This window comes from Streptomyces albus subsp. chlorinus, from assembly GCF_013302895.1.
Lineage (GTDB): Bacteria > Actinomycetota > Actinomycetes > Streptomycetales > Streptomycetaceae > Streptomyces > Streptomyces chlorinus.
In genome coordinates this window covers 6,738,709-6,760,442 of the sequence record NZ_VJOK01000001.1, presented here as the reverse complement: position 1 = coordinate 6,760,442, position 21,734 = coordinate 6,738,709, and the positions used below count along the sequence as shown (strand labels likewise).

Annotated in this window: 23 protein-coding genes; 14 read left to right on the top strand and 9 right to left on the bottom strand. The window is 72.4% G+C overall.

Annotation, left to right across the window (positions count from 1 at the left end):
* Positions 1 to 58: 58 nt before the first annotated feature.
* The 4 genes from FM076_RS29305 to FM076_RS29290 are packed head-to-tail and all read left to right on the top strand — an operon-like array spanning position 59 to position 4,178.
* Entirely contained in the window at positions 59 to 1,015 is a 957-nt protein-coding gene (locus tag FM076_RS29305; RefSeq protein ID WP_173873866.1) for a glycosyltransferase family 2 protein, read from the top strand.
* A complete protein-coding gene (locus tag FM076_RS29300) occupies positions 1,012 to 2,271 on the top strand; it encodes a polysaccharide pyruvyl transferase family protein (protein WP_173873865.1) in 1,260 nt (419 codons plus the stop codon). Before FM076_RS29305 ends, FM076_RS29300 begins: the two co-directional genes overlap by 4 nt.
* Positions 2,268 to 2,819, top strand: coding sequence for a dTDP-4-dehydrorhamnose 3,5-epimerase family protein (locus FM076_RS29295; protein WP_173873864.1), 552 nt, complete (start codon positions 2,268 to 2,270; stop codon positions 2,817 to 2,819). The genes FM076_RS29300 and FM076_RS29295 overlap by 4 nt, the downstream gene beginning before the upstream one ends.
* Positions 2,820 to 2,825: 6 nt before the next feature.
* Positions 2,826 to 4,178, top strand: a complete 1,353-nt coding sequence (locus FM076_RS29290) for a glutamate-1-semialdehyde 2,1-aminomutase (protein WP_173873863.1) — start codon at positions 2,826 to 2,828, stop codon at positions 4,176 to 4,178.
* A 7-nt stretch (positions 4,179 to 4,185) separates the two neighbouring features.
* Here FM076_RS29290 and FM076_RS29285 read toward each other — a convergent pair whose 3' ends face one another.
* On the bottom strand, positions 4,186 to 4,869 hold the full coding sequence (locus tag FM076_RS29285; RefSeq protein ID WP_173875089.1) for a phosphatase PAP2 family protein: 684 nt from the start codon (positions 4,867 to 4,869) through the stop codon (positions 4,186 to 4,188).
* 207 nt (positions 4,870 to 5,076) lie between these two features.
* Between FM076_RS29285 and FM076_RS29280 the strand changes: the two genes are divergently transcribed.
* The 3 genes from FM076_RS29280 (at position 5,077) to FM076_RS29270 (ending at position 7,528) form a co-directional block, all read left to right on the top strand.
* Positions 5,077 to 5,766, top strand: a complete 690-nt coding sequence (locus tag FM076_RS29280) for a HEAT repeat domain-containing protein (protein WP_173873862.1) — start codon at positions 5,077 to 5,079, stop codon at positions 5,764 to 5,766.
* On the top strand, positions 5,753 to 6,757 hold the full coding sequence (locus tag FM076_RS29275) for a HEAT repeat domain-containing protein (RefSeq protein WP_173873861.1): 1,005 nt from the start codon (positions 5,753 to 5,755) through the stop codon (positions 6,755 to 6,757). The genes FM076_RS29280 and FM076_RS29275 overlap by 14 nt, the downstream gene beginning before the upstream one ends.
* A gap of 129 nt (positions 6,758 to 6,886) precedes the next feature.
* Entirely contained in the window at positions 6,887 to 7,528 is a 642-nt protein-coding gene (locus tag FM076_RS29270; RefSeq protein WP_173873860.1) for a methyltransferase domain-containing protein, read from the top strand.
* Positions 7,529 to 7,645: 117 nt separating this feature from the next.
* On the opposite strand, the gene FM076_RS29265 is transcribed toward FM076_RS29270, so the two are convergent.
* The 5 genes from FM076_RS29265 to argG form a co-directional block, all read right to left on the bottom strand.
* Positions 7,646 to 8,416 carry a 2,3-dihydro-2,3-dihydroxybenzoate dehydrogenase gene (locus tag FM076_RS29265; protein WP_173873859.1) on the bottom strand — a complete coding sequence of 257 codons (771 nt, stop codon included), beginning with the start codon at positions 8,414 to 8,416 and terminating at the stop codon, positions 7,646 to 7,648.
* A 151-nt stretch (positions 8,417 to 8,567) separates the two neighbouring features.
* Entirely contained in the window at positions 8,568 to 10,130 is a 1,563-nt protein-coding gene (locus tag FM076_RS29260) for an MFS transporter (protein WP_202034931.1), read from the bottom strand.
* A 219-nt stretch (positions 10,131 to 10,349) separates the two neighbouring features.
* Positions 10,350 to 10,694, bottom strand: a complete 345-nt coding sequence (locus tag FM076_RS29255; protein ID WP_173873858.1) for a VOC family protein — start codon at positions 10,692 to 10,694, stop codon at positions 10,350 to 10,352.
* A gap of 13 nt (positions 10,695 to 10,707) precedes the next feature.
* Positions 10,708 to 10,881, bottom strand: a complete 174-nt coding sequence (locus FM076_RS29250; protein WP_173873857.1) for a CopG family transcriptional regulator — start codon at positions 10,879 to 10,881, stop codon at positions 10,708 to 10,710.
* A 205-nt stretch (positions 10,882 to 11,086) separates the two neighbouring features.
* Positions 11,087 to 12,532 carry an argininosuccinate synthase gene (gene argG / locus FM076_RS29245; protein WP_173873856.1) on the bottom strand — a complete coding sequence of 482 codons (1,446 nt, stop codon included), beginning with the start codon at positions 12,530 to 12,532 and terminating at the stop codon, positions 11,087 to 11,089.
* 384 nt (positions 12,533 to 12,916) lie between these two features.
* On the opposite strand from argG, the gene FM076_RS29240 reads away from it, so the two are divergent.
* From FM076_RS29240 to FM076_RS29220, 5 genes are all read left to right on the top strand, one after another.
* Complete coding sequence (locus FM076_RS29240) at positions 12,917 to 13,927, top strand: DUF3048 domain-containing protein (RefSeq protein ID WP_173873855.1); 1,011 nt, start codon at positions 12,917 to 12,919, stop codon at positions 13,925 to 13,927.
* Positions 13,928 to 14,045: 118 nt separating this feature from the next.
* Positions 14,046 to 14,888, top strand: a complete 843-nt coding sequence (locus FM076_RS29235) for a methyltransferase (RefSeq protein ID WP_173873854.1) — start codon at positions 14,046 to 14,048, stop codon at positions 14,886 to 14,888.
* Positions 14,885 to 15,382, top strand: coding sequence for an NUDIX domain-containing protein (locus tag FM076_RS29230; RefSeq protein ID WP_173873853.1), 498 nt, complete (start codon positions 14,885 to 14,887; stop codon positions 15,380 to 15,382). The genes FM076_RS29235 and FM076_RS29230 overlap by 4 nt, the downstream gene beginning before the upstream one ends.
* 397 nt (positions 15,383 to 15,779) lie before the next feature.
* Positions 15,780 to 16,022 (top strand): hypothetical protein, encoded by a 243-nt coding sequence (locus FM076_RS29225; protein ID WP_173873852.1) that lies wholly within the window; start codon positions 15,780 to 15,782, stop codon positions 16,020 to 16,022.
* Positions 16,019 to 17,104 carry a hypothetical protein gene (locus FM076_RS29220; protein ID WP_173867898.1) on the top strand — a complete coding sequence of 362 codons (1,086 nt, stop codon included), beginning with the start codon at positions 16,019 to 16,021 and terminating at the stop codon, positions 17,102 to 17,104. Before FM076_RS29225 ends, FM076_RS29220 begins: the two co-directional genes overlap by 4 nt.
* Before the next feature lie 170 nt (positions 17,105 to 17,274).
* Here the strand turns inward: FM076_RS29220 and FM076_RS29215 are convergent, their stop codons facing one another.
* Positions 17,275 to 17,892, bottom strand: a complete 618-nt coding sequence (locus tag FM076_RS29215) for a TetR/AcrR family transcriptional regulator (RefSeq protein WP_173873851.1) — start codon at positions 17,890 to 17,892, stop codon at positions 17,275 to 17,277.
* A 114-nt stretch (positions 17,893 to 18,006) separates the two neighbouring features.
* Here FM076_RS29215 and FM076_RS29210 point away from each other — a divergent pair, with 114 nt between their 5' ends.
* Positions 18,007 to 18,267, top strand: coding sequence for a hypothetical protein (locus FM076_RS29210; RefSeq protein ID WP_173873850.1), 261 nt, complete (start codon positions 18,007 to 18,009; stop codon positions 18,265 to 18,267).
* A 223-nt stretch (positions 18,268 to 18,490) separates the two neighbouring features.
* Here FM076_RS29210 and FM076_RS29205 read toward each other — a convergent pair whose 3' ends face one another.
* Complete coding sequence (locus tag FM076_RS29205; RefSeq protein WP_265667712.1) at positions 18,491 to 19,081, bottom strand: TetR/AcrR family transcriptional regulator; 591 nt, start codon at positions 19,079 to 19,081, stop codon at positions 18,491 to 18,493.
* Between the two features lie 141 nt (positions 19,082 to 19,222).
* Positions 19,223 to 19,939 (bottom strand): TetR/AcrR family transcriptional regulator, encoded by a 717-nt coding sequence (locus tag FM076_RS29200; RefSeq protein ID WP_173873848.1) that lies wholly within the window; start codon positions 19,937 to 19,939, stop codon positions 19,223 to 19,225.
* A 285-nt stretch (positions 19,940 to 20,224) separates the two neighbouring features.
* Here FM076_RS29200 and FM076_RS29195 point away from each other — a divergent pair, with 285 nt between their 5' ends.
* Positions 20,225 to 21,721 (top strand): MFS transporter, encoded by a 1,497-nt coding sequence (locus FM076_RS29195; protein ID WP_265667714.1) that lies wholly within the window; start codon positions 20,225 to 20,227, stop codon positions 21,719 to 21,721.
* Positions 21,722 to 21,734 lie beyond the last annotated feature (13 nt).

The window sequence follows — 21,734 nt, the reverse complement described above, 5'->3', positions numbered from 1 at the left end:
AGCTGCGGTCGGCCCTGCGCGAGCACCTCCACAACTCCACCCGTGAAGTGAGGACATCATGACCGCGCACCCCAGGCTGAGCATCGGCCTGCCCGTCCACAACGGCGAGGAGTACCTCGCCGAGTCGCTCGACGCGCTGCTCGGCCAGACCTACGAGGACTTCGAACTGGTCATCTCCGACAACGCCTCGGCCGACGGAACCCAGGACATCTGCCGCCGGTACGCCGCGCGGGACTCACGCATCCGGTATCTGAGGCTGCCCCGGAACATCGGCGCGGCGCCGAACCACACCTACGTGTTCACCCGGTGCCGCGGCGAGTTGTTCAAGTGGGCCTCGCACGACGACCTGTACGCCCGGGACCTGCTGCGGCGCTGCGTGGAGGCGCTGGACGAGCGCCCCGAGGTGATCCTCGCGCACTCCGGCCAGGCCGTCATCGACGGCGACGGCAAGGTGAAGGTCCCCTACACCTACGGGCTCGCCACCGACTCGCCGCACGCGCCGGAGCGCTTCCGCAGTCTGCTGTTCGAGCCCGGTGGCGACGACTTCTACGGGGTGATGCGGGCCGACGTGCTGCGCCGGGTCAAGCCGCACGACAGCTACCACCACGCGGACCGCACCTTCGTCGCCGAGATCACCCTGCACGGGCCCTTCCACCAGGTGCCGGAGCTGCTGTACTTCCGCCGCGACCACCCCACCCGCGCCGAGCGGGCCAACCCGTCCAAGCGCTCCCGGTGCGTCAACCTGGACCCGCGCCGGGCGGGCCCGCTGCACCCGACGCCCCGGCTCCTGGCCGAGTACGTCTGGGGCTTCGCCTCGGCGATCCGGCGGGCGCCGCTGTCGCCGGCCGACCGGCGCGCGTGCTACCGCCACCTGGCCGCGTGGCTGGCCAGCCGCCTCGGGCCGGGCGCGGACGAGCGGGTCGAGGACCGCACCCCGGCCGACCCTGGCCGGCTCACCGTCTTTGTCGACTCCCTCGTCGCCGGCCGCGAGGACCGTGAGGGAAGGCGGGCGTGAGGTCCGGGGACCCGGCCCCGGTGCGGGTCGGGGTGTTCGGCCTGCTCGGCTCCGGCAACCTCGGCAACGACGGGTCGCTGGAGGCCGTGCTCGGATACCTGCGCGCCGAGCACCCCGGCGCAGCCGTGGACGCGCTGTGCGGCGGACCCGAGGTCGTCACGGCCCGGTACGGCATCCCCGCGGCGCGGCTGCACTGGTACCGGGGCGAGTACCGGACCGCCTCCCGTGCGGGCGCGGTCGCGGCGAAGGGCCTGGGAAAACTCCTCGACGCGTTCCGCACCGCCGCCTGGGTGCGCCGGCACGACGTGGTGATCGTGCCGGGCATGGGTGTGCTGGAGGCCACGCTGCCGCTGCGGCCGTGGGGTTTTCCGTACTCACTGCTCCTGCTCTGCGCGAGCGGCCGGCTGTGCGGCACCCGGGTCGCGCTGGTCGGTGTCGGTGCCGCCGCGATCGGCAGCCGGCCCACCCGGGCCCTGGTGCGCTGGTCGGCGCGGCTGGCCGCCTACCGGTCGTACCGGGACTCCCTGTCCCGTGACGCGCTGCGGGCGATGGGCGTGGACACCGCGCGCGACGAGGTCCACCCGGACCTCGCCTTCGCCCTGCCGGCGCCGCGGGCGGCCGTGCCCCGAGGGGCCGCGGAACGCCTGGACCCGCCGGGTGCGGTCTGCGTCGGCGTGATGGATTTCCACGGCGGCGACGACGACCGCGACCGGGCCGAGGAGATCCACCGGCGCTACCTCGACGGGACGACCCGCTTCGTCCGCGCGCTGGCCGAGGACGGCAGGCGGGTGCGGCTGCTCACCGGGGACGCGTGCGATGCGCCGGTGGTCGCCGCGATCCTCGACGCGGTGGACTCGCCACTGGTCACCGCGGCCGAGGCGGACTCGCTGACCGACCTCATGACGCACATGGCGGCAGCGGACACCGTGGTGGCGACGAGGTACCACAACCTGGTCTGCGCGCTGAAGGCCGGTACGCCGACGCTGGCGCTCAGCTACGCCGCGAAGAGCGATGCGCTCATGGAAGGGATGGGCCTCGGCGCGTACCGCCACCCGGCCCGCGAGATCGACACCGACCGGCTCCTCGCACAGTTCCGGGACCTGGAGAAGCACTCGGCCGAGCTGAGGCGGACCCTCACCGAGCGGAACCAGGCCGCGGCCCGCCGCCTGGCGGACCAGTTCGCCGCGCTGAGCACGGCCCTGTTCCCCGCAACGGACCACCACGCACCCGCCCCTGCCCGACGGGAGACTCCATGAAAGCGACCGACGTCCCACAGATCGACGGCGCGTACCTGTTCGAGCCGACGCCGTACGCCGACGAGCGCGGCTTCTTCTGCCGCACCTTCGACGCCGACGTGGTCCGCTCGGTCGGCCTCGACCCGTGCGCCTTCGTCCAGGACAGCGTCTCCCGCTCGGTGCGGGGCGTGCTGCGCGGCCTGCACCTGCGCTCCGGCGCGGGGGAGGCCAAGCTGGTGCGGTGCTCGTACGGCAGGATCTTCGACGTCGTCGTGGACCTGCGGACCGACTCACCGACCTACCTGGGCCGGGCCTTCTTCGAGCTGTCCGGCGAGACGCAGTCGACCCTCTACATCCCGGCGGGGTGCGCGCACGGCTTCCAGGCGCTGACCGGGACCGCCGACACCTCCTACCGGATCGACCGCCCGCACGATCCGGGCGAGGACGTGACGATCGCCTTCGACGACCCGGAGCTGGCCATCCCCTGGCCGCTGCCGGTCACCTCGATGTCCCGGCGGGACCGGGAGGCACCGCGCCTCGCCGAGGTCCTCCAGCGGAAGGAAGGGTGAGGCGGCGTGGACACCGGAGGATCGGGACGCACCGAAGTACCCGGGGAGTTCTCCCTGCCCCTCTCGCGGCAGGCGAACGAGCGGCTGCACAGCCTGATCCCCGGGGGCGCGCACACCTACGCCAAGGGCGACGACCAGTACCCCGAGAACCTGGCCCCGGTCATCAGCCACGGCCGGGGCGCACACGTGTGGGACATCGACGGCAACCGCTACACCGAATACGGCTCCGGACTGCGGTCGGTCAGCCTCGGCCACGCCCACCCGCGCGTGACCGAGGCGGTACGGCGGCAGCTGGAGAGGGGCAGCAACTTCGTCCGGCCGTCCGTCGTGGAGATCGAGGCCGCGGAACGCTTCCTGGCCACCGTGCCGACCGCAGAGATGGTGAAGTTCGCCAAGAACGGCTCCGACGTCACCACCGCGGCGGTGCGCCTCGCTCGCGCCGTCACCGGACGCCCGCTGGTGGCCCTCTGCCGCGACCACCCGTTCTTCTCCGTCGACGACTGGTTCATCGGCACCACACCGATGCCGGCCGGTGTGCCGACGGCGACCACCGAACTCACCGTCTCCTTCCCGTACGGGGATCTGGCCGCCACCGAGGAACTGCTCGACCGCCACCGGGGCGAGGTCGCCTGCCTGATCCTGGAGCCCGCCACCCACACCGAGCCCCCGCCCGGATACCTCGCCGGACTGCGCGAGCTGGCCGACCGGCACGGCTGCCTCCTGGTCTTCGACGAGATGATCACCGGCCTGCGCTGGTCGGAGGCGGGCGCCCAAGGGCTGTACGGCGTCGTCCCCGACCTCTCCGCGTTCGGCAAGGCACTGGGCAACGGGTTCGCCGTCTCCGCGCTGGCCGGGCGCCGCGAGGTGATGGAGCGGGGCGGGCTGCGGCACTCCGGCGACCGGGTCTTCCTGCTGTCCACCACGCACGGCGCGGAAACGCACGCGCTGGCCGCCGCGATGGCCGTGCTCACCACCTACGTCGAGGAAGGCGTCACCGCGCGGCTGCACGCCCTCGGCGAGCGGCTGGCGGCCGGGGTCCGCGAAGTCGCGGCGAGCATGGGCGTCGGTGACCACCTGATCGTCCGGGGCCGGGCCAGCAACCTGGTCTTCGCCACCCTCGGCGAGGACCGGCAGCCGTCGCAGCGGTACCGCACCCTGTTCCTGCGCCGGCTCCTGGAGGGCGGCGTGCTCGCTCCCTCGTTCGTGGTGAGCAACGCGCTCAGCGACGCCGACATCGACCACACCGTCGATGTGGTGGCCCAGGCGTGCGCCGTCTACCGGAAGGCGCTGGACGCCGCCGACCCCACCCCCTGGCTGGCCGGGCGGCCGGTGAAGCCGGTGTTCCGCCGCCGCGCGTGACGTGCCGTCAGGGGCGCGCCCCCTGCCGGGCGTCGGCCCTCGCGTGGACGAGGCGGCCGGCCGTCAGGTCGACCAGCCACCCGGTGGCCGGTACCGCCGCCAGCGCGGTGCACCAGCCGCCGAGCACGTCGGTCGGGTAGTGCGCGCCGAGGGCGACCTGCGCCCAGCCCATGGCGGCGCCGGCGACCAGTGCCACGGCGAACACGAACGCCGTGCCGGCCGTCCTGCCGGGGCGGCGCCGACCGGTCGCGAGCAGCGCCACCACGAGGGCGAGCGCGGTGGCGAAGGCGGTGTGCCCGCTCGGATAGGACAGGTTGCCGTCGCCGTGGATGCTGCGCCCCACAAGGGGCTTGAGCAGCGTCGTCGCCCCCACCGCCGCTCCGGTGCCGAGGACGGCGAGCACCGCGGCGCGGGGCCGCCGAAGCAGCAGGCAGCCCGTCACGGCGGCAGCGACCAGCATCGCCGCTCCGGCCGGCTCCCCCAGGAAGTCCATGGTCGAGGCGGCGTGCCGCCACGGCGACCGCACGCCCTCCCCCGCCGGCTGGAGCCACTCGTCCACCGTGCCGGGACGGCTCTGCCCGGCGAACAGGGCCCCGAGCACGGCGACGACCAGTGTGGCGAGAACCGCGAGCAGTCCGAGCCGCGCGCGCAGCGGCGGGGGCAGCACCGCGGGCGCCGGCCCGCCGCTCACCCGGCCGTCGGGGCTGACCACGTCGGAATCCGTCTCCACCCGCCACCCCTGCCCACCCGCACGGCCGTGGCAAACCGCCGCGCGGCGAGCAGGTGAACAGTACCCGCCCGGCACGGGCCGCCGAGCGGCGCGGGCTTCCCACCGGCCGCCCCGGCTTGACCTTGACACCGTGCCAAGGTCTTCGCTGGAGCCGAGGAGGTGGTCCCCATGACCGCATCGGAGCAGGACACCGGGACCGCCCGGATTCTGCGGGGCCTGGAGGACGGCCGCGCGTCGGTGCGGCTGCGGGCGGCGCTGGCGGCGGGCACGGCTCCCGACCCGGGGTTCGTCGGCAGGCTCGTCGAACGCTGCGCGGTCGAGCCCGAGTTTTCCGTACGCGAGATGCTCACCTGGGCACTCACCCGCCACCCGGCCTCGTCGGTGGTCCCCCTGCTGCTCGCCGAAGTCCGCTTCTCAGGAGCGCAGGCTCGGAGCCAGGCGTTGCACACGCTCTCCAAGATCGGGGACCGGCGGGCATGGCCGCTACTCACACCGGCGCTGCTGTCCGACCCGGACGACGAGGTGGCGCGCAGCGCCTGGCGGGCAGCGGTCGTGCTCGTCCCCGAGGACGAGAAGCCCGAGCTGGCCGCGGTGTTGGCCGCACAGCTCGGGCGCGGTGGACGCGAGACGCAACTGAGCCTGAGCCGGGCGCTGATCGCGCTGGGTGAGACGATGCTGCCGGCTGTGCGCGCCGCGACGGGGGACGGCGACCCGCGCGTGCGCGGGCACGCGATCGCCACGGAACGGCTGTGGCGCGACCCGGACGCCGGGTTCGAGTTCGCGGTCGAGGAGGCGAAGCGCGCCGTGGCACTCGGCGGGGCCGCCCAGGAGGGAGAAGAAGACCGTGCTGATCGGTGAGGTGGCGCGGCGGTCCGGGGTCAGTGCCCGCATGCTCAGGCATTACGACGCGCTCGGTCTGGTGCGGCCGACGGGCCGTACCGTTGCCGGTTACCGGGAGTACTCCGGCGACGACATCCGGCGCATCTTCCACATCGAGAGCCTGCGGTCGTTGGGGATGTCGCTGCGGGACGTCGGGCGCGCACTCGACGATCCCGACTTCACGCCCTCCCAACTCGTCGGCGACCTCGTCGAGCGGACGCGGGAGCGCCTCGCGATGGAGACCGAACTGCTCACCCGGCTCCGTCGGATCGGTGCCGCGGAACCCGCCGGCTGGGAGGGCGTCCTGGAGGTCGTCGCGCTGCTCCAGGCGCTGGCCTCGAAGAGCCCCGGGAACCGCCAGCGCGCGGCCCTCTCGTGCGGGGAGAAGGTCCCGGTGCCGGTGGACGCCCTGGTCGAGGCGGCCCTGAGGGAGAACGACCCCCACGTCTCCGGAGCCCTCCGGTGGGCCCTGGCACGCGCGGGCGGGGACGGACCGGCGCTGCTGGCGGAGGGCCTTCGCTCACCTGAGGCCGAGGTGCGGAAGCGTGCGATCCAGTGCCTCGCCGGGTTCCCGGACGGCAGGACGACCGCACTGCTGCGGGAGGCCCTCACCCATGCCGACTGCGTCGTGCGCGGATACGCGGCGCTGGCGCTCGGGAGGCGCGGAGCGGCCGAGGCGGTCCCGGCGCTCGTCGATATGGTCGTCGCACAGACGCACGACGTCGAGGCGGCCGACGCGCTCAGCGCGCTGGCGAGCAGCCCCGCGCTGGCGGAGCGGATCGCCACCAGGCTCGTCGGCCGTCTCTCCGCCGACGCCACCGGGCCGTCCGCGCGCCGGCGGCTGGCCCAGGCGCTCGCGGACATCCCGGGCGGCACGGCCTCCCGTGCGCTCGCGGAACTGGCGCGGGACGAGGACCGTGGCGTCGCGGTCACCGCGGCCTACATCCTCGGCATCCGCGATGACGGATGACACAGGGGCGCCCCGGGCGGACCCGTCCCCTCTCAGGTCGCTCGCGTGAGCGGGGGGGGCGGGCCGACGGTGCGGGCGGCCCAGGGGCGGTCGTCGGCGCGGCCGGTGGAGGCCCTATCGTTCTCGCCCGTGACCGAACCTTCCTCGTACCTCACCACCACGGCGGACGCCTACGACGCCGTCGCCGGCCTCTACGCCGAACTCGCCCGCGACGCCCTTGACCCCCTCCCGCTGGACCGTGCGGTCCTCGCCGCGTTCGCCGAGCTGGTGCGGGCCGACGGCGCCGGGCTCGTCGCCGAGGTGGGCTGCGGCCCCGGAGAGGTGGCCGCGCACCTCAGGGACCTCGGCCTGGAGGTCTTCGGCGTCGACCTGTCACCGGTGATGATCGACATCGCCCGGCGGACGTACCCGGACCTGCGGTTCGAGCTGGGTTCCATGGACGCCCTGGAGGTGGCCGACGGCGAGCTGGGCGGCCTGGTCTCCTGGTACTCGGTCATCCACGCCCCGCCCGGCACTGTGCCCTCCTACCTCGCCGAGTTCCGGCGGGTGCTGGCGACGGGCGGCCATCTGCTGCTGGCGTTCTTCGAGTCGGAGGGCGGACCGGTCACGGCGTTCGACCACAAGGTGACGACGGCCTACCGGTGGCCGCTCGACGAGCTGGCGCGGCTGGCGGGTGAAGCCGGTTTCACCGAGACCGGCCGGATGCTGCGTGAGCCGCGCGAGGACGAACGGTTCCGGCGCGGCCATCTGCTGCTGCGCAAGGCCGGGTAGCGGCCCCTGGCGGGGTGGGTGCGGCGGCGGTTCCTCCCGGCCCGGCGCCGCGACTGCCGTACCGTGGACGGCGGTCCACTGGCCGAGGGAGAGTGCCGTGCCGGCCGTCACGTCCTCTCACACGCCCAGGGTGGCTCCGCCGTCGACTGTCAGGTCGTGCATGGTGATGTGCCCGGCCCGGTCGGAGAGCAGGAACAGCACGGCGTCCGCGATGTCCTCCGGCCGGGCCAGCTTGCCCAGCGGGATGCCCAGCTTGTATGCCTCGGGCCGGCCCTCGACCGTGGCCTGCGGGCCGGTCTCGTCCTGCCACATCGACCGGAGCATCGCGGTGTCGGTCGACCCCGGGGCCACCACGTTGCACCGGATGCCGTGGCCGGCCACCTCCAGGGCGAGGCACTTGGTGAACATCGTGGCCGCCGCCTTCGACGCGGCGTAGGCCGCCATCTCCGTGCGCGGCGTACCGGCCGCGTTGGACGCCACCGTGACGACCGCGCCGCGCGAGCGGGGCACCATGCGGTCGACCACCGCCCGCGACACCAGGAAGACGCCCGTCGTGTTGACGGCGAACGTCGCGGCCCAGTCCTCGTCCGTCTGGTGGCGCACCGGCCCCAGCCGCAGCACACCGGCGGCGTTGACCAGGAAGTCGAGCGGCCCCAGGGCGCGTTCCACGCCCTCCACCAGGTCCTCCACCTCGGCGCGGCGGGTGACATCAGCGGGGAACGCCTCGACGGCCAGTCCGTCGACGGTCAGCTTGGCCACCACCTCGGCCAGCCGTCCGGCGTCACGGTCCACCGCGGCCACCCGCACACCCCGCCGGCCGAGTGCGCGGACCACGGCCGCGCCGATTCCGCCCGCTGCCCCGGTGACCAGGGCGACCTTGTCCTCCATTGTGCAGACCTCCATTGCTGGGTGCGTGCGACGGAGTTCCCGTACGTCCGGCCGGTTCGAGTCGAGGCGTACGCGGGCTGTGCCGGGAGACTCCATGGTGGCGGCGCTGTACGGTCGAGCTTCTGCGATCACGTGGCCGGCTGACCGCGTTTCAGTGTCGTGGCCGTCTCGACAGCGGGGCAAATGTCCTCGGCGGGACTGTGTCAAGTGAACTGTGTTCCACGAGTGCGGCCGACGGCCGCACCGCATCCGGCGCTACAGGCGTCGGCGTCTCCTGCCGCGGAGGCCGGACAGGAGCGCCGCGAGGACCATGATCCCCGTCATCGCGCGGAAGGCCGCGCCCAGGCCGTCGGCGAAGGCGACCGCGAGCCGGCCGTCCAGTCGGCTGGTGCCGACGAAGAGGGCGAACGCCAGCTCGCGCGGGATCGAGTGCGCGGCCACGAGCATGGCCGTGGTGAAGGAGAAGACCATCCCGATGCCGGCGAACGTGCGCAGCACACCGGAGGCGATGCCCAGCCGGTCGGGCGGCGCGGCCTTCATCACGGCGGCGCTGTTGGCCGGGAAGAAGAAGCTGCCGCCGATCATGAGTACCAGGTTCCCGATCGCGGGGAGCCACAGGCTGCTCGTCGCGGTCATCCGGGAGAAGACCAGCATCGCGGCGACACAGATGCCGAGCCCCAGGGTCGCGGGGACGACGGGCCCCAGCCGGTCGGTGAGCCGCCCCGCCCAGGGCCCCACCAGTCGCGCCGACCACATAGCCGGGTACCAGCAGCAGGGACGCGTCGATCGGGTCCATGCCGCGGGTGCCCTGGAGATACATGATGACGAGGAAGAGCACGGCGAAGCTGCCGACGCCCTGAAGCAGCGAGGCCAGCAGCGACGGCGTCATCGCGGGGATGCGGAAGAGCGACAGGTCGAGGGTCGGCTCCTCCTGCCGCAGCTCGATCGTGACGAACGCCACCAGCAGCGCGAGGCCGCCGGCCAGGAACCCGGTCATGGTCGCGTCGAGCGGACGGGACGCCAGTCCGGTCATCGCCCACAGCACCCCGAAGAGTCCGAGTCCCAGTGCGACCATGCCGGCGACGTCGAGCTTCCTGCGGCGGCGCTCGCCCCGGTCACGCAGCACCCGCGCGGCGAGCGCCAGTGCGACGGCGCCGATCGGCACATTGATCCAGAAGATCCACTGCCACGACACACAGGTCACCACGACCCCGCCGAGCAGGATCCCGAGGACGGAGCCGAACGAGAAGCCGAAGGCGTTGAACCCGTAGGCGCGACCGCGCTCCTCGGGCGGGTACAGCTCCGAGATGATCGCGCCGCTGTTGGCCGCGATCAGCGCCGCACCGACGCCCTGGAGGAGACGGAACCCGATGATGCTCGGCGCGTCCCAGGCGAGCGCGCACAGCACCGAGCCGACCGTGAACACCAGGAAGCCGGCCTTGTACATCCGCACGCGGCCGAACATGTCCCCGAACCGGCCCAGTTGGGTGGAGAGCACCGTGACCACGAGGAGGTAGCCGATGACCACCCAGGTGACGGCGGACAGGGAGATACCGAGGTCTTTCTCGATCTCCGGCAGGGCGAGCACCACGATCGTGCCGTCGACAGCCGAGATGAGTACGCCGATCATCACGACGAGCATGCCGAGGGCACGGCGCGGCGGTATGGGCGCCGGAGTGTCCGCCGACCCCGCCGCGGTCTCTTCGCTGACCATCGCTGATCCGCTTCCTTTCACTTCGCGTATCTACCATGTGAGCTTGCTAGCATGCCGGGAACAGTGAACGCCCCCGATGCCGTGGGGAATCGGGGGCGTCCGGAAAGGCGGCCTCACTCCGCGCCGCCGGGGCACCACCGCGCCCCGGTGGCCCGCCACCGCTTTCTCGCGCCGCGGAAGCCGCTCAGCTCTCGCGCGACAGCGACGCCGGGGAAACGCTCAGCTGGGGAGAGGCGCCTCGATGCTCCATTCCCGCCCGTCCGGATCGCGGACGACCATCCGCTGGGTGCCGTAGTGCGTCTCCTCGAACGGGGAGACCACCTCGACGACGGGGTCGGGCCGGAAAGCGGCGGCATCCGCGACGCGCAGCACGATCTGCGTCCGCGGCTCGCGCTCCTCGGGGATCTCGTTGACGACGAAATAAGGACCGCTGTCCTGCTTGAGCATGCCCGAGCCGTGCTCGGTGGAGAACTCGACCTTGAAGCCCAGCGCCTCCAGGAACTTGGCCGTCTTCCCCCAGTTGTGCGTCTCGACGAAGACGCCTTCGACACCCTCGGTCGTCATGTCTGAAGTCCTTTCACGAAGGGGTTCCATCCTGATCGCGCCGCTGGTGCTCGGCGAGGTAGGCACGCAGCGCCTCCGCGACCAGAGCCGACAGCGACAGCTCGCGGTCGATGGCGGTGTGCTTCACCTGTCTGATCAGCTCCACCGGCAGGTAGACGTTGAACTGCCTGACTTCCTCAGCACCCATGGCGAGCATGCTAGCACGCTAGCAGCTACAGGCCGATTGTTCTCCCTGCGCCCCGTCGTTCCCGCCCCGCGTCCCCATGGCGGAAGGGTCGGAGGCGGTCAGGCGGTCGCCCCGGCGATGAGGGCGGACCCGCCCATGGGCGCGGACACACCGCGGCCCGGCACCCCGCCGGGGTGCCGGGCTCCGTCCGGCAAGGTGCCGCTGGTCAGTCCGTGCCGGACTCCATCGCGGCACGGTCCAGCAGCTCGTCGTCGCCGGAGACCTCGCCGCGCGAGGCGATCGCCTCGGCGCCGCCCTCCGGCATGGTGCCGATCAGCCCGGTCGCGGCGGCCTGCGCCGCGCCGATGGCCGGCGTGGAGGTGCCGATGAGACCGAGCCCGGCGTACTGCTCCAGCTTGGCGCGCGAGTCGGCGATGTCGAGGTTGCGCATGGTGAGCTGGCCGATCCGGTCCACCGGGCCGAACGCCGAGTCCTCGGTGCGCTCCATGGACAGCTTGTCCGGGTGGTAGCTGAAGGCGGGACCCGTGGTGTCGAGGATCGAGTAGTCCTCACCGCGCCGCAACCGCAGCGTCACCTCTCCGGTGACGGCCGCGCCGACCCAGCGCTGCAGCGATTCGCGCACCATGAGGGCCTGCGGGTCGAGCCAGCGGCCCTCGTACATGAGACGGCCGAGGCGCCGCCCCTCCGTGTGGTACTGGGCGAGGGTGTCCTCGTTGTGGATGGCGTTGACGAGCCGCTCGTAGGCCACGTGCAGCAGGGCCATGCCGGGCGCCTCGTAGATCCCGCGGCTCTTCGCCTCGATGATCCGGTTCTCGATCTGGTCCGACATGCCCATGCCGTGCCGGCCGCCGATGGCGTTCGCCTCCATCACCAGATCGACGGCGGAGGCGAACTCCTTGCCGTTGATCGTGACCGGACGCCCCTGGTCGAAGCCGATCGTCACGTCCTCGGCGGCGATCTCCACCTCGGGGTCCCAGAACCGCACGCCCATGATCGGCTCGACGGTCTCCACGCCGGTGTCCAGGTGCTCCAGCGTCTTGGCCTCGTGGGTGGCGCCCCAGATGTTGGCGTCGGTGGAGTACGCCTTCTCGGTGCTGTCACGGTAGGGCAGCCCGTGAGCCAGAAGCCACTCGGACATCTCCTTGCGGCCGCCCAGCTCCGTCACGAAATCGGCGTCGAGCCAGGGCTTGTAGATCCGCAGGTTCGGATTGGCGAGCAGGCCGTAGCGGTAGAACCGCTCGATGTCGTTGCCCTTGAAGGTGGAGCCGTCGCCCCAGATCTGGACGTCGTCCTCCAGCATCGCCCGGACCAGGAGGGTGCCCGTGACCGCGCGGCCGAGCGGCGTGGTGTTGAAGTAGGCACGCCCGCCGGAGCGGATGTGGAAAGCGCCGCAGGCCAGCGCGGCAAGGCCCTCCTCGACCAGCGCCGCACGGCAGTCGACCAGGCGGGCGATCTGTGCCCCGTAGGTCTTCGCGCGACCGGGTACCGAGGCGATGTCGGGCTCGTCGTACTGGCCGATGTCGGCGGTGTACGTGCACGGGACGGCGCCCTTGTCGCGCATCCACGCGACCGCGACCGAGGTGTCGAGGCCGCCCGAGAAGGCGATGCCGACGCGCTCGCCGGCGGGAAGGGAGGTGAGGACCTTAGACATAGGAAGAGTATGCATAATCGCGCATGGTCATGCAAAGCGACGCGGGTCACGCCGACCGTGCACGACCCCTCCCGGCACCTCCGGGGCGGAGGATCTCATGATCCACCACCCCGGAGAAGCCCACCGTGGACGGCACCCTCTCCTGCCGGCTGGACGATCGTTCCGGCAACCGTCGCGTGACGTCGCACGTCGTACTGGACCCTGGGCCGAGGCGACCGCTCCCGGTGCCGGGGAGGCTCTTGCCAAGCACTCGCGCCGACCGGGGTATTGACGTCACCGCGTGGGGGACGGTGAGGTGTCCCCTCCGGCACACTCCCCCCCGGCACAGCCCCCCCACACACACAGCCTTTCCCCCCACAACTTCCCCCCACAGGAGGTCTGTTCATGGCAGGCAGCTCCACCTCGCCGGAAGGCACAGGCATACGCGTACGCGCGCGTCGCGCACGGATGGTGGCCGCGCTGGCCGTCGTCGGCGGTCTGACGGGTACCGCCGCGGCGACGCCGTCGTTCGCCGCGCACGAGGGGGCCGGTACGGCCCCGAAACAGCACCGGGCCGCCGCGTACATCTCTCCGTTCACCGGGCTGCCGGCGCGGCGGAACCCGGTGCTCGCGGTGAAGATCGACAACCACAAGGACGCGCGCCCGCAGACCGCGCTGGAGGACGCCGACATCGTCGGTGTGGAGAAGGTCGAGGGCGGCCTGGGCCGGCTGTTCGCGATCTACTCGAGCCACTACCCCGAGACCCTGGGACCGGTGCGCAGCGCCCGCGAGTACAACGTCGAGCAGATGCGGATGTTCCAGCGGCCCGCGCTCGCCTACTCGGGCGCGCGCCAGGCCGTCGTGGACAAGATCAACAAGTCGCCGCTCCACGGGGTCTCGCACGACGACCACCCGGACGCCTACGAGCGCGGCGGCGACCACGCGCCACCGCACAACCTCTACGGCCACCCCGACAGGCTCCTCGCGAAGGCGCCGGAAGCCAGCACGGCCAGTGACATCGGTTTCCGCTTCGGCGCCGAGCCCGGCGGTGGCACGCCGACCGACGAGCGGACCGTCGACTACGGCTCGTCCGCGACCACCTTCACCTGGTCGCCGGACGAGGGCCGTTGGCTGGTCTCCTTCGACGGTGAGCCCGCGAAGGGCACCTCCGGGAAGCGGCTCGGCGGCAAGACCGTGATCATCCAGAAGACGGATATGCCGCCCGACTCCAGCGGCGAGACGCCCTACATCGAGACCGTCGGCAGCGGCGAGGCCGTCGTGCTCCGCGACGGCAAGGCGTTCACGACGACGTGGCAGCGCGCGAGCGCGACCGGCGACACCACCTACACCCTGCCGAACGGCAAGCGGATGCCGTTCGACCGCGGTCAGGTCTGGCTCGCCTACCAACAGCGCTGACGCCGCCTGCCGCCGGGCGGCACGGCTCGCGTGGAAAAGCGCCTGTCCCGTCCTGCCGGCATGGGTATGACGGTGGACACGGCCCCTCGCCCGGGGTCCTCTCCGAAGGAGCAGCACCGTGGTGTACGTCCCGGCCGACTGGTCCCGGCACCACCTCGACGGCCGCCGCTTCCGCCCCCTCGGTGAGGTGGAGCGGTCCCTGCTCGCCCAGCGTGTGCCGGCACCCGGCGGAGGGCGCGCCCTCGATGTCGGCTGTGGCACCGGGGAGCTCGCCGTCTTCCTCGCGGAACAGGGGTATGCCGTCGACGCCGTCGATTTCGCCGAGGGTGCTCTCGTCCGTGCCCGGAGGGAACGACGGGGTGCCGGGCGGATCCGGTGGCTGTGCCTGGACATCGAGCAGGAGGGCACGGAGGTGCTCGCCGGGGACGGCTACGAGGTGATCACGCTCCGTCTGGTGTACCCCTTCCTGCGGGACCGCACCCGGGCCATGCGCGGCCTCGGCGCCCGGTTGCGAACCGGCGGGGCCGTCGTGGTGATCACTCCCGTCGCCGCGAACACACCGGAGGAGCGGCGGAACGTCGCCTTGGACGAGGACGAGATCGAACTGCTGGCCGAGAGCTGGGAGGAGGTGGAACGGTACGACGCCGAGGGGCTGGCCGTCCTCGTGCTGCGACATCCGCGCACCGCGCCCCCCGCCGTCGAGAAGCCCGGACGGCTGGGCCCGCACGCGGTGGCCGGGGCGTGCGCCGTGGTCACCGACGCGCACGGGCGGGTCCATCCAGCGGCTGTCGCGGGACGACCGGCGGTCGTCCCGCCGAGGCCGGCCGCGGAAGCGGGCGAGCCGGTGCCGGAGCAGCGGGCGCCGGGAGCGCCGGTGTCGGATCCCGTCCGGCGGTCGCCGCGTGCCGTGTCGCGCCCGGACAGGCGCGGCGACGGCTCTCGCGCACGGGAGACGGCGTGAGCGGAACCTGGCTGCCGCCCGCGCAGTACCTGGCCACTCTGCCCAAGGCCACCGTCTACGGCTGCCTCTACGTCACCGACGAGGCCGACCGCCCCCTTCAGCTGCGCTCCGTCCGGAATCCGGCGGTGTGGCAGTGGCCCGGCGGGAACATGGACCCGGGCGAGACGCCGTGGGAGTGCGCGGTGCGCGAGTGCGAGGAGGAGACCGGGCTGCACGTCGCCGGTGAACCGCGGCTGCTGGCTGTGCACTTCCTTCCTCCGCTCGGCAACTGGAGCACCCACAAGGTCGGTTTCGTCTTCGACGGTGGCCGGCTCAGCCGCGAACTGATCGACAGCATCGTGCTGGACCCGGAAGAGCACACCGAGGTCGCCGTCCGGTCGGTGGAGGAGTGGCGGACGGTGATGCCGGCGTTCTCCTTCCGCCTGCTGGCCGTGACCGCGCAGGCCCGCCGCACCGGCGTGGCGGCGTACCTCGAACAGTCGGGGCCCGCGTAGACGACCGGCCCGTTCCCTCTCGCTCGCCGGTGCACGGAGCTGTCGCGGTGGACCGATCCGGGGTTGAATACCGCACAGGCCGGTACCGCGGCCGGCCGGCGAGCGGCGGCGCGGTGACGGTGTCGGTGGCGGACACGGCGTGGCGGGGCGGCGCTCAGGGGGCAGACCGCCGTGCGACGCGTGAGCGGGGGCGGGCGGGGCCGGGCGACGGGCCCGGGTCGCGGTCGAAGGGGGACGGAATGCCGGTGTGGCAACGGTCGGGGCCAGCGGCCCGGTGCGGAGAGGCTGCTCCAGCGGGAACGCGCCCCTCGGGGGCCCGGGTCGCCGGTGCACCCGCTGGGAAGGCGCAGGGTGCCGGGGCGTGTTCCGCCGGTTCCACTCCCGGGAGACGGCAGCCATGACCGATCTCGACTTCGGTGCCGCGCAGGAGGCCGTGAACCGGATCCAGCGGCTCTCGGACACGTACTGGCACGCGCTGGACGCGTCCTGCCGGGCGATGGACGACGACGCCTGGGTCGGTCCGGCCGGCCGCCGGTTCCATGACGACGTACAGGCGCAACGCCGGGAGTTATGGGACCAGTTGACCCAGGCGGTGCACGCCGCCGAGGCGAAGCTCCGGTCACTGCCGAGGAAGCCATGACCGATCCGACGGCCGACCCGAACTTCTCCGGCATCAAGCAGCCCGTATTCGACGACCTGGTGGGCAGCCACGGGCGGGCCGCGTCCGCGCTGGAGCAGCTCGCCCAGGATCTGTGGGCCGAACTGAACAGGATGGGCATCGACACCTCGCCCGCGACGCGCCTGCGCGGTCTCGCGCAGCGGGTGCGCACCCAGGCGACCGACCTCCAGGCGCGGCAGAGCCGGGTGCACGCGATGCAGCAGGAGGGCTCCGGGGGCGCCCCCTACCGCACACCGTCCGGCACGTTCTGGGAGGTGGGCGAGGCCGCCACCCCCTCGCCTCGGCCCGGTGCCCCGCCTCCCACCGATCCGGCGCGCCTCTCCTACGAGCTGTGGAACGCGAACTTCCTGCCGCGTCCCGGGCGGCTGCGGCCCGACGGCACACCGTTCTCCCGCGAGGAGGACGCGGTCCTCAGCTGGATCGAGACGAACAAGCAGACGATCATCGAGGAGGCGCGGAAGTGGAACATCTCCCCGCAGGCCGTCGCCGCCGCCATCGCCTGGGAGGCGATGGAGAACGTGCAGCCGTTCCGTCATCCGATTCCGGCCAAGTCCGGGCTCGGCCGGGTACATCAGCGGTTCGCCCGGTGGGCCACCGGGCCGGGAAAGGTGCACACGGACTTCCCGTTGGTCAAGCAGGTCGAGGACCGCGGCTATCTTCCCCGTCAGGGCCTGGCGGAGCGTGAGGCCCTGCTCAGTTCGAGCAAGGGGTCGATCACGTACATCGCCGCGATCATGGGGGCCTTCGCCGACAGCGCGGACCGCGACGGTCGATACCACATCCGTTACGACGTCCCGGCGCTCACGCATCTGTTCCAGGGCAGCGACCTGGAACAGTGGGAGCGGCGGCTCCGCGAGAAGCCGAGGGACGAGCCGCTCTCCCCGAAGAACCCGATGGCCGAGTGGGCGAAGCGCAACCGGGTGTTCCTCGACTCCGCCATGCCGCTGCGCCCTTGGGACAAGGACCCCACGCCCACGACGCCCACCCCGCAGCCGCCGCCCACCCCCGAGCCGACGCCCGGACCGAGCCCCACGCCCCGCTGAGGCCGGCGCCGCCCGGCCCGCTCCCTCTTGCCGGGCTGCCGGACGTTCCCGGACCGCCCAACGGTTCCGGGACTGCGGGTCGTTCCCGGACCGCCGGACGGCTTCCGGACTGATGGCCGGTTCCCGGGGTACGGACGGTTCCCCGGCCGCGGACGGCCGTTCGGCCGGTCTCAGTCTCCCCCGGGCGCGGTGTGCCGCAGCAGAGGGCCGGTGTGGCGCTGGAGGACGGCCGTGGCCTCGGCCGGGGTGCGGTGGCCCGCCAGGACGTGGACGGTCAGCCCCTCCGCCAGGGCCAGCAGCGTGCGGGCCTCGCGCCGGGGGTCGATGTGCGGGGGGATCTCCCGGGTGTCCTGTCCGTAGCGGATGAGCCAGCACAGGAGGTCGTCGAGTTTGGCGTAGGTGTCCCGCAGGACGGCGGCCAGCTTCGCACTGGCCGGGGCGTGTGCGGTGAAGGCCAGCCAGGCGTGTGCGTGAGTCCTCGACTCCTCGTCCAGCAGCGCGAGTTCGGCCAGCGTGTGGGACAGCAGGGTGGAGGCGGACCGCGGGTCGGAGGCGGCGGCGATGCGCTGGTTGGCACGCTCGGTCACGCCCTGGGAGATGTGCTCCAGTGCGAACAGCAGCATGTCCTCCTTGGTGCGGAAGCAGCGCTGGACGGCGCCCATGGACACCTCCGCCTCTGCGGCCACGTCCCGGAGGCTGACCGCGTCCATGCCGGAGCGGGCGATCAGGGTGCAGACGCTCTCGGCGATCCGCCGGCGGCGTTCCTCGTAGTCGACCTGTCTGGGCACGTTCCCGCTCCTCCCCAGGTTCCGATGCACTTGCATCATATCCGGATCTCCCGCACGATGTGATGCGACCGCATCGGAACGGCGCGGGCACATCACAGGAGGGGTATTCCGTTCATGGCAAAGCAGACCAAAGGGGCGGGCAGCGACTCGGTACAGGGGCTGCTGTGGCTGTTCGGCGCGATCCTGGTCGTCCAGGGCTTCGGATCCGCCGTCACGGAGGCCGGGTGGGACACCAGCTTCGGGGTCTCCGGTCTCCTGCGGGCCGCCCATGTGCCCGTCTGGGGAACCCTGGTGGTCGGGGTGGCGGGCGTCGCCCTGCTGGGTGCGGCGGCGCGTCGCCGCCACCGCGAGAAGCGGGCGGGGCGCGGCTCGTGACGGGACGGGCCAAGCTGCACCGTCCATGACCGGTACGGAGTGACGCACCTCGTGACCGGTACGGAGTTGCCGCGCCTCGTGACCGGTACGGAGTGACGCATCTCGTGCCGACGCGAGGTGTCGCACCTCGTAGCCCGTGCGAAGTGCCGTGTCTCGTCGATCCGTCGGCGACGGGCGCGGGCCACCGGAGGCGGAGCGCCTGCCTAGGCAGGGAGGCAGGGAGTCAGTCCGCTCGGCGCAGTCCCGCGATGAGGAGAGCGACCAGCCGGCGGGCGTCGTAGCGGGGGTCGGTGTCCGCGCCGATGCACAGGTTGCCGACGCCGCGCATCAGTTCGTAGGCCCCTAGGCCCGCGCGGATCTCGCCGGAGTCGGCCGCGGCGTCGAGGAGTTGGGCGCACACCGGCACGAGGCGGTCCAGGAAGGAGGCGTGCAGCGTATCGAAGCCGGCCTGGTCGGACTGCAGCACGGCGGCGAGTCCGTGCTTGGTGACCAGGAAATCGACGAACAGGTCGATCCACTGCCGCAGCGCGGCGTACGGGGTCGCGCCGCTCTCCAGCAGAGCCGGCCCGGCCTCGGCGCAGGCCTCGATCTGGTGCCGGTAGACGGCGATGATGAGGTCGGCGCGGGTGGGGAAGTGGCGGTAGATCGTGCCGACCCCGACGCCGGCCTCGGCCGCGATGTCGCGTACCGGCGCCTCCACGCCCGACGTGACGAACACCGCGGCGGCCGCGTCGAGCAGGGTCTCCTGGTTGCGCCGGGCGTCCGCCCGCTTGGACCTGGCCGCGGGACCCGCGCCCTCGTCGCTCCCGTGCACCGCCGCTCCCTCCGCCGTCTCGCCTACGGAACAGGGTTCCGCTTGCCCATCGTGCCAGAGCCGGGACCCGGCGGCCAACCGGGCCCCGCGCGGCATCCTCGCCGGCGGAACCGGACCCTGCCCCGGCCCCGGCGCCGGGTGTCAGGGCCGGGAGCCCGCCTCGATCCCGTCGAGCAGGAACTCCAGCCCGAGCGAGAAGTTGGCGTCCCAGTCGTCGTCGGCGATGTAGTTGTTCGCGGCGACGGTCGGGTACCGCTCGCGCCTGTTCTCCAGGTACTCCTGCCCCAACCGGGTCTCCTCGGCGGAGAGCTGGAGGCTGGACTGGGCGGCGGTGGCGCCCATCACATGGTTGTAGAGCGCCCAGGTCGCGGCGTGCAGCCGCTTGCCGGTCACCCCGGCACGGACCAGCGCGGACTGCAGGAACTCCATCCACGCCAGGAAGTTGGGCCCCATCAGCGGCCGTTGGCGCGCGGGCAGGGTGGCCGCCCAGGGGTGCCGCAGCATGGCCTTGCGCCAGCCGTCGACGAGGGTGGCGATGTCCTCGCGCGGACTGTCGGCGTGCCGGTCGGGGACCTGGGTCTCGCCGAAGATGGCGTCGACGGCGAGATCGACGACGTCGTCCTTGGTCGCCACGTGCCAGTACAGCGTCGTGGCACCCACCTGGAGGCGCTCGGCCAGCCGTCGCATCGTCAGCCGGCCCATGCCCTCGTCGTCCAGCAGCGCGACGGCCGCGTCGACGATACGCGCCCGCGTCAACGGGGGTTCGCCCTGTTTCTCCCGCGAGGCCCGCAGCCAGACGTTGCCGACTCCGCCGCCGGACCGGCTCTTCGTGCGCTCTTTGTCTGCGATGACGTTCACCTCCGAAATCACGCGGCCCGATCCCAGGGCGCGAGACGCCGCACCGAGCGTGCACTGGAGTCTCGCATGCCCTGGCCCCCGGTCCGTACCAGGTGACCGGCGCACCGGGACCGAGCCGCAGTCCTACTTCTTGAAAAAATCTTCGCCCCCCTGTTGACCAGGCATTTCAACGCTCTCCAGGCCGCCCGGGGAGAGGCTTCGCACCCCCTTTTGGTCACGTCCCGCTGCGCAGAGTTGTAGTAGAGTCACTCGTCACTAGACCAACGTTCGAGACACCCGACCATAGTGCGAGTGACTGTGACAGACATCAAGCAAGAAGCCCCGGCTCCCCCCGCTCAGTCCCCGAAACGCTGGTGGGCCCTCCCCGTCGTGAGCCTGGCCCAGCTGATGGTCGTGCTGGACGCGACCATCGTGAACATCGCCCTTCCCTCGGCCCAGCAGGACCTGGGAATGTCGGACGCCGACCGGCACTGGGTCATCACCGCCTACGCCCTCGCCTTCGGCGGGCTGCTGCTCGTGGGCGGCCGGGTGTGCGGCGCCCTCGGCCACCGCCGCTCCTTCACCCTCAGCCTGATCGGCTTCGCCGTGACCTCCGCGCTCGGCGGAGCCGCGAACTCCGCGGGCATGCTGTTCGCCGCCCGCGCGGGCCAGGGAGTCTTCGCCGCCCTCCTGGCGCCGGCCGCGCTGTCCCTGCTGATCCTGACGTTCACCGACGGGCGCGAACGGGGGAAGGCCTTCGGTGTGTTCGCCGGGGTCGGCGCCGGCGGCGCGGCCCTGGGCGTGGTGGCCGGCGGTCTGCTCACCGAGTACACCGACTGGCGCTGGTGCCTCTACATCAACGTCCCGATGGCCGCCCTCGCCCTGCTGGGCGTGCCGTTCATCATCCGGGACCGCCCCAGCGGCACCCTGCGCCACCTGGACCTTCCCGGGGTGCTGCTCAGCGTCGCCGGCCTCGTCTGCCTGGTCTACGGCTTCACCCAGGCCGAACCGCACGGCTGGGGCGACCCGAAGGTGCTCTCCCTGCTGATCGGCGGCATCGTGCTGCTGGGGCTGTTCGTCCTGGTCGAGGCCCGGACGGGGCACCCGCTGCTGCCGCTGCGCATCCTCGCCCACCGCACACGGGGCGTCGCCTTCGTCTCCGTGTGCGTGATGTTCATCGCGATGTTCGGCTTCTACCTGTTCGTCAGCTACTACACGCAGACGATCCTCGGCTACTCACCCGTCAAGGCGGGCATGACGCTGCTGGTGAACGCCGTGTGCACCACCATCGGCGCGATGCTGATCGCCGGAAAGCTGACCGGCCGCGTCCCGGCGAACGTGCTGATCGCGGGCAGCCTGCTCTCCTCCGCCCTCGGCATGCTGATCCTCACCCAGCTGGAAGTGGACAGCTCCAACGTCTTCCTCGTCTATCTGACCCCCGCGATGATCCTGACGGGGCTCGGACTCGGCTGCCTGCTGGCGGCGGCGACCAACATGGCGACGGTGGAACTGGGCCACGCCGAGGCGGGTGTCGCCTCAGCCGCGTACAACACGGTGCAGCAGGTGGGCGCCGCGTTCGGTACCGCTCTGCTCAACTCGATCGCTACCAGCGTCACCGGTGACTACCTCAAGGAGCACGGGGCCGGCCCGGAATCCGTCAACGCCGGGACCGTGCACGGATACACGGTGGCGCTGTGGGTCGCCTTCGGCATCCTCCTCGCCGGTGCGGTGGCCGTCGCCCTCTTCTCCCGGCGCCGGGACAGCGAGGGCCGGCCGGAGGCCGTCCTCGAGTCCACGCACTGAACCGTCCCTCTCC

Coding starts and splice junctions, on each gene's coding strand:
- FM076_RS29265 (WP_173873859.1), bottom strand. CDS start 8,416: ATGGAGGACAAGGTCGCCCTGGTCACCGGGGCAGCGGGCGGAATCGGC.
- FM076_RS29255 (WP_173873858.1), bottom strand. CDS start 10,694: ATGACGACCGAGGGTGTCGAAGGCGTCTTCGTCGAGACGCACAACTGG.
- FM076_RS29225 (WP_173873852.1), top strand. CDS start 15,780: ATGACCGATCTCGACTTCGGTGCCGCGCAGGAGGCCGTGAACCGGATC.
- FM076_RS29280 (WP_173873862.1), top strand. CDS start 5,077: ATGACCGCATCGGAGCAGGACACCGGGACCGCCCGGATTCTGCGGGGC.
- FM076_RS29305 (WP_173873866.1), top strand. CDS start 59: ATGACCGCGCACCCCAGGCTGAGCATCGGCCTGCCCGTCCACAACGGC.
- FM076_RS29210 (WP_173873850.1), top strand. CDS start 18,007: ATGGCAAAGCAGACCAAAGGGGCGGGCAGCGACTCGGTACAGGGGCTG.
- FM076_RS29260 (WP_202034931.1), bottom strand. CDS start 10,130: ATGGTCAGCGAAGAGACCGCGGCGGGGTCGGCGGACACTCCGGCGCCC.
- FM076_RS29240 (WP_173873855.1), top strand. CDS start 12,917: ATGGCAGGCAGCTCCACCTCGCCGGAAGGCACAGGCATACGCGTACGC.
- FM076_RS29250 (WP_173873857.1), bottom strand. CDS start 10,881: ATGGGTGCTGAGGAAGTCAGGCAGTTCAACGTCTACCTGCCGGTGGAG.
- argG (WP_173873856.1), bottom strand. CDS start 12,532: ATGTCTAAGGTCCTCACCTCCCTTCCCGCCGGCGAGCGCGTCGGCATC.
- FM076_RS29220 (WP_173867898.1), top strand. CDS start 16,019: ATGACCGATCCGACGGCCGACCCGAACTTCTCCGGCATCAAGCAGCCC.
- FM076_RS29295 (WP_173873864.1), top strand. CDS start 2,268: ATGAAAGCGACCGACGTCCCACAGATCGACGGCGCGTACCTGTTCGAG.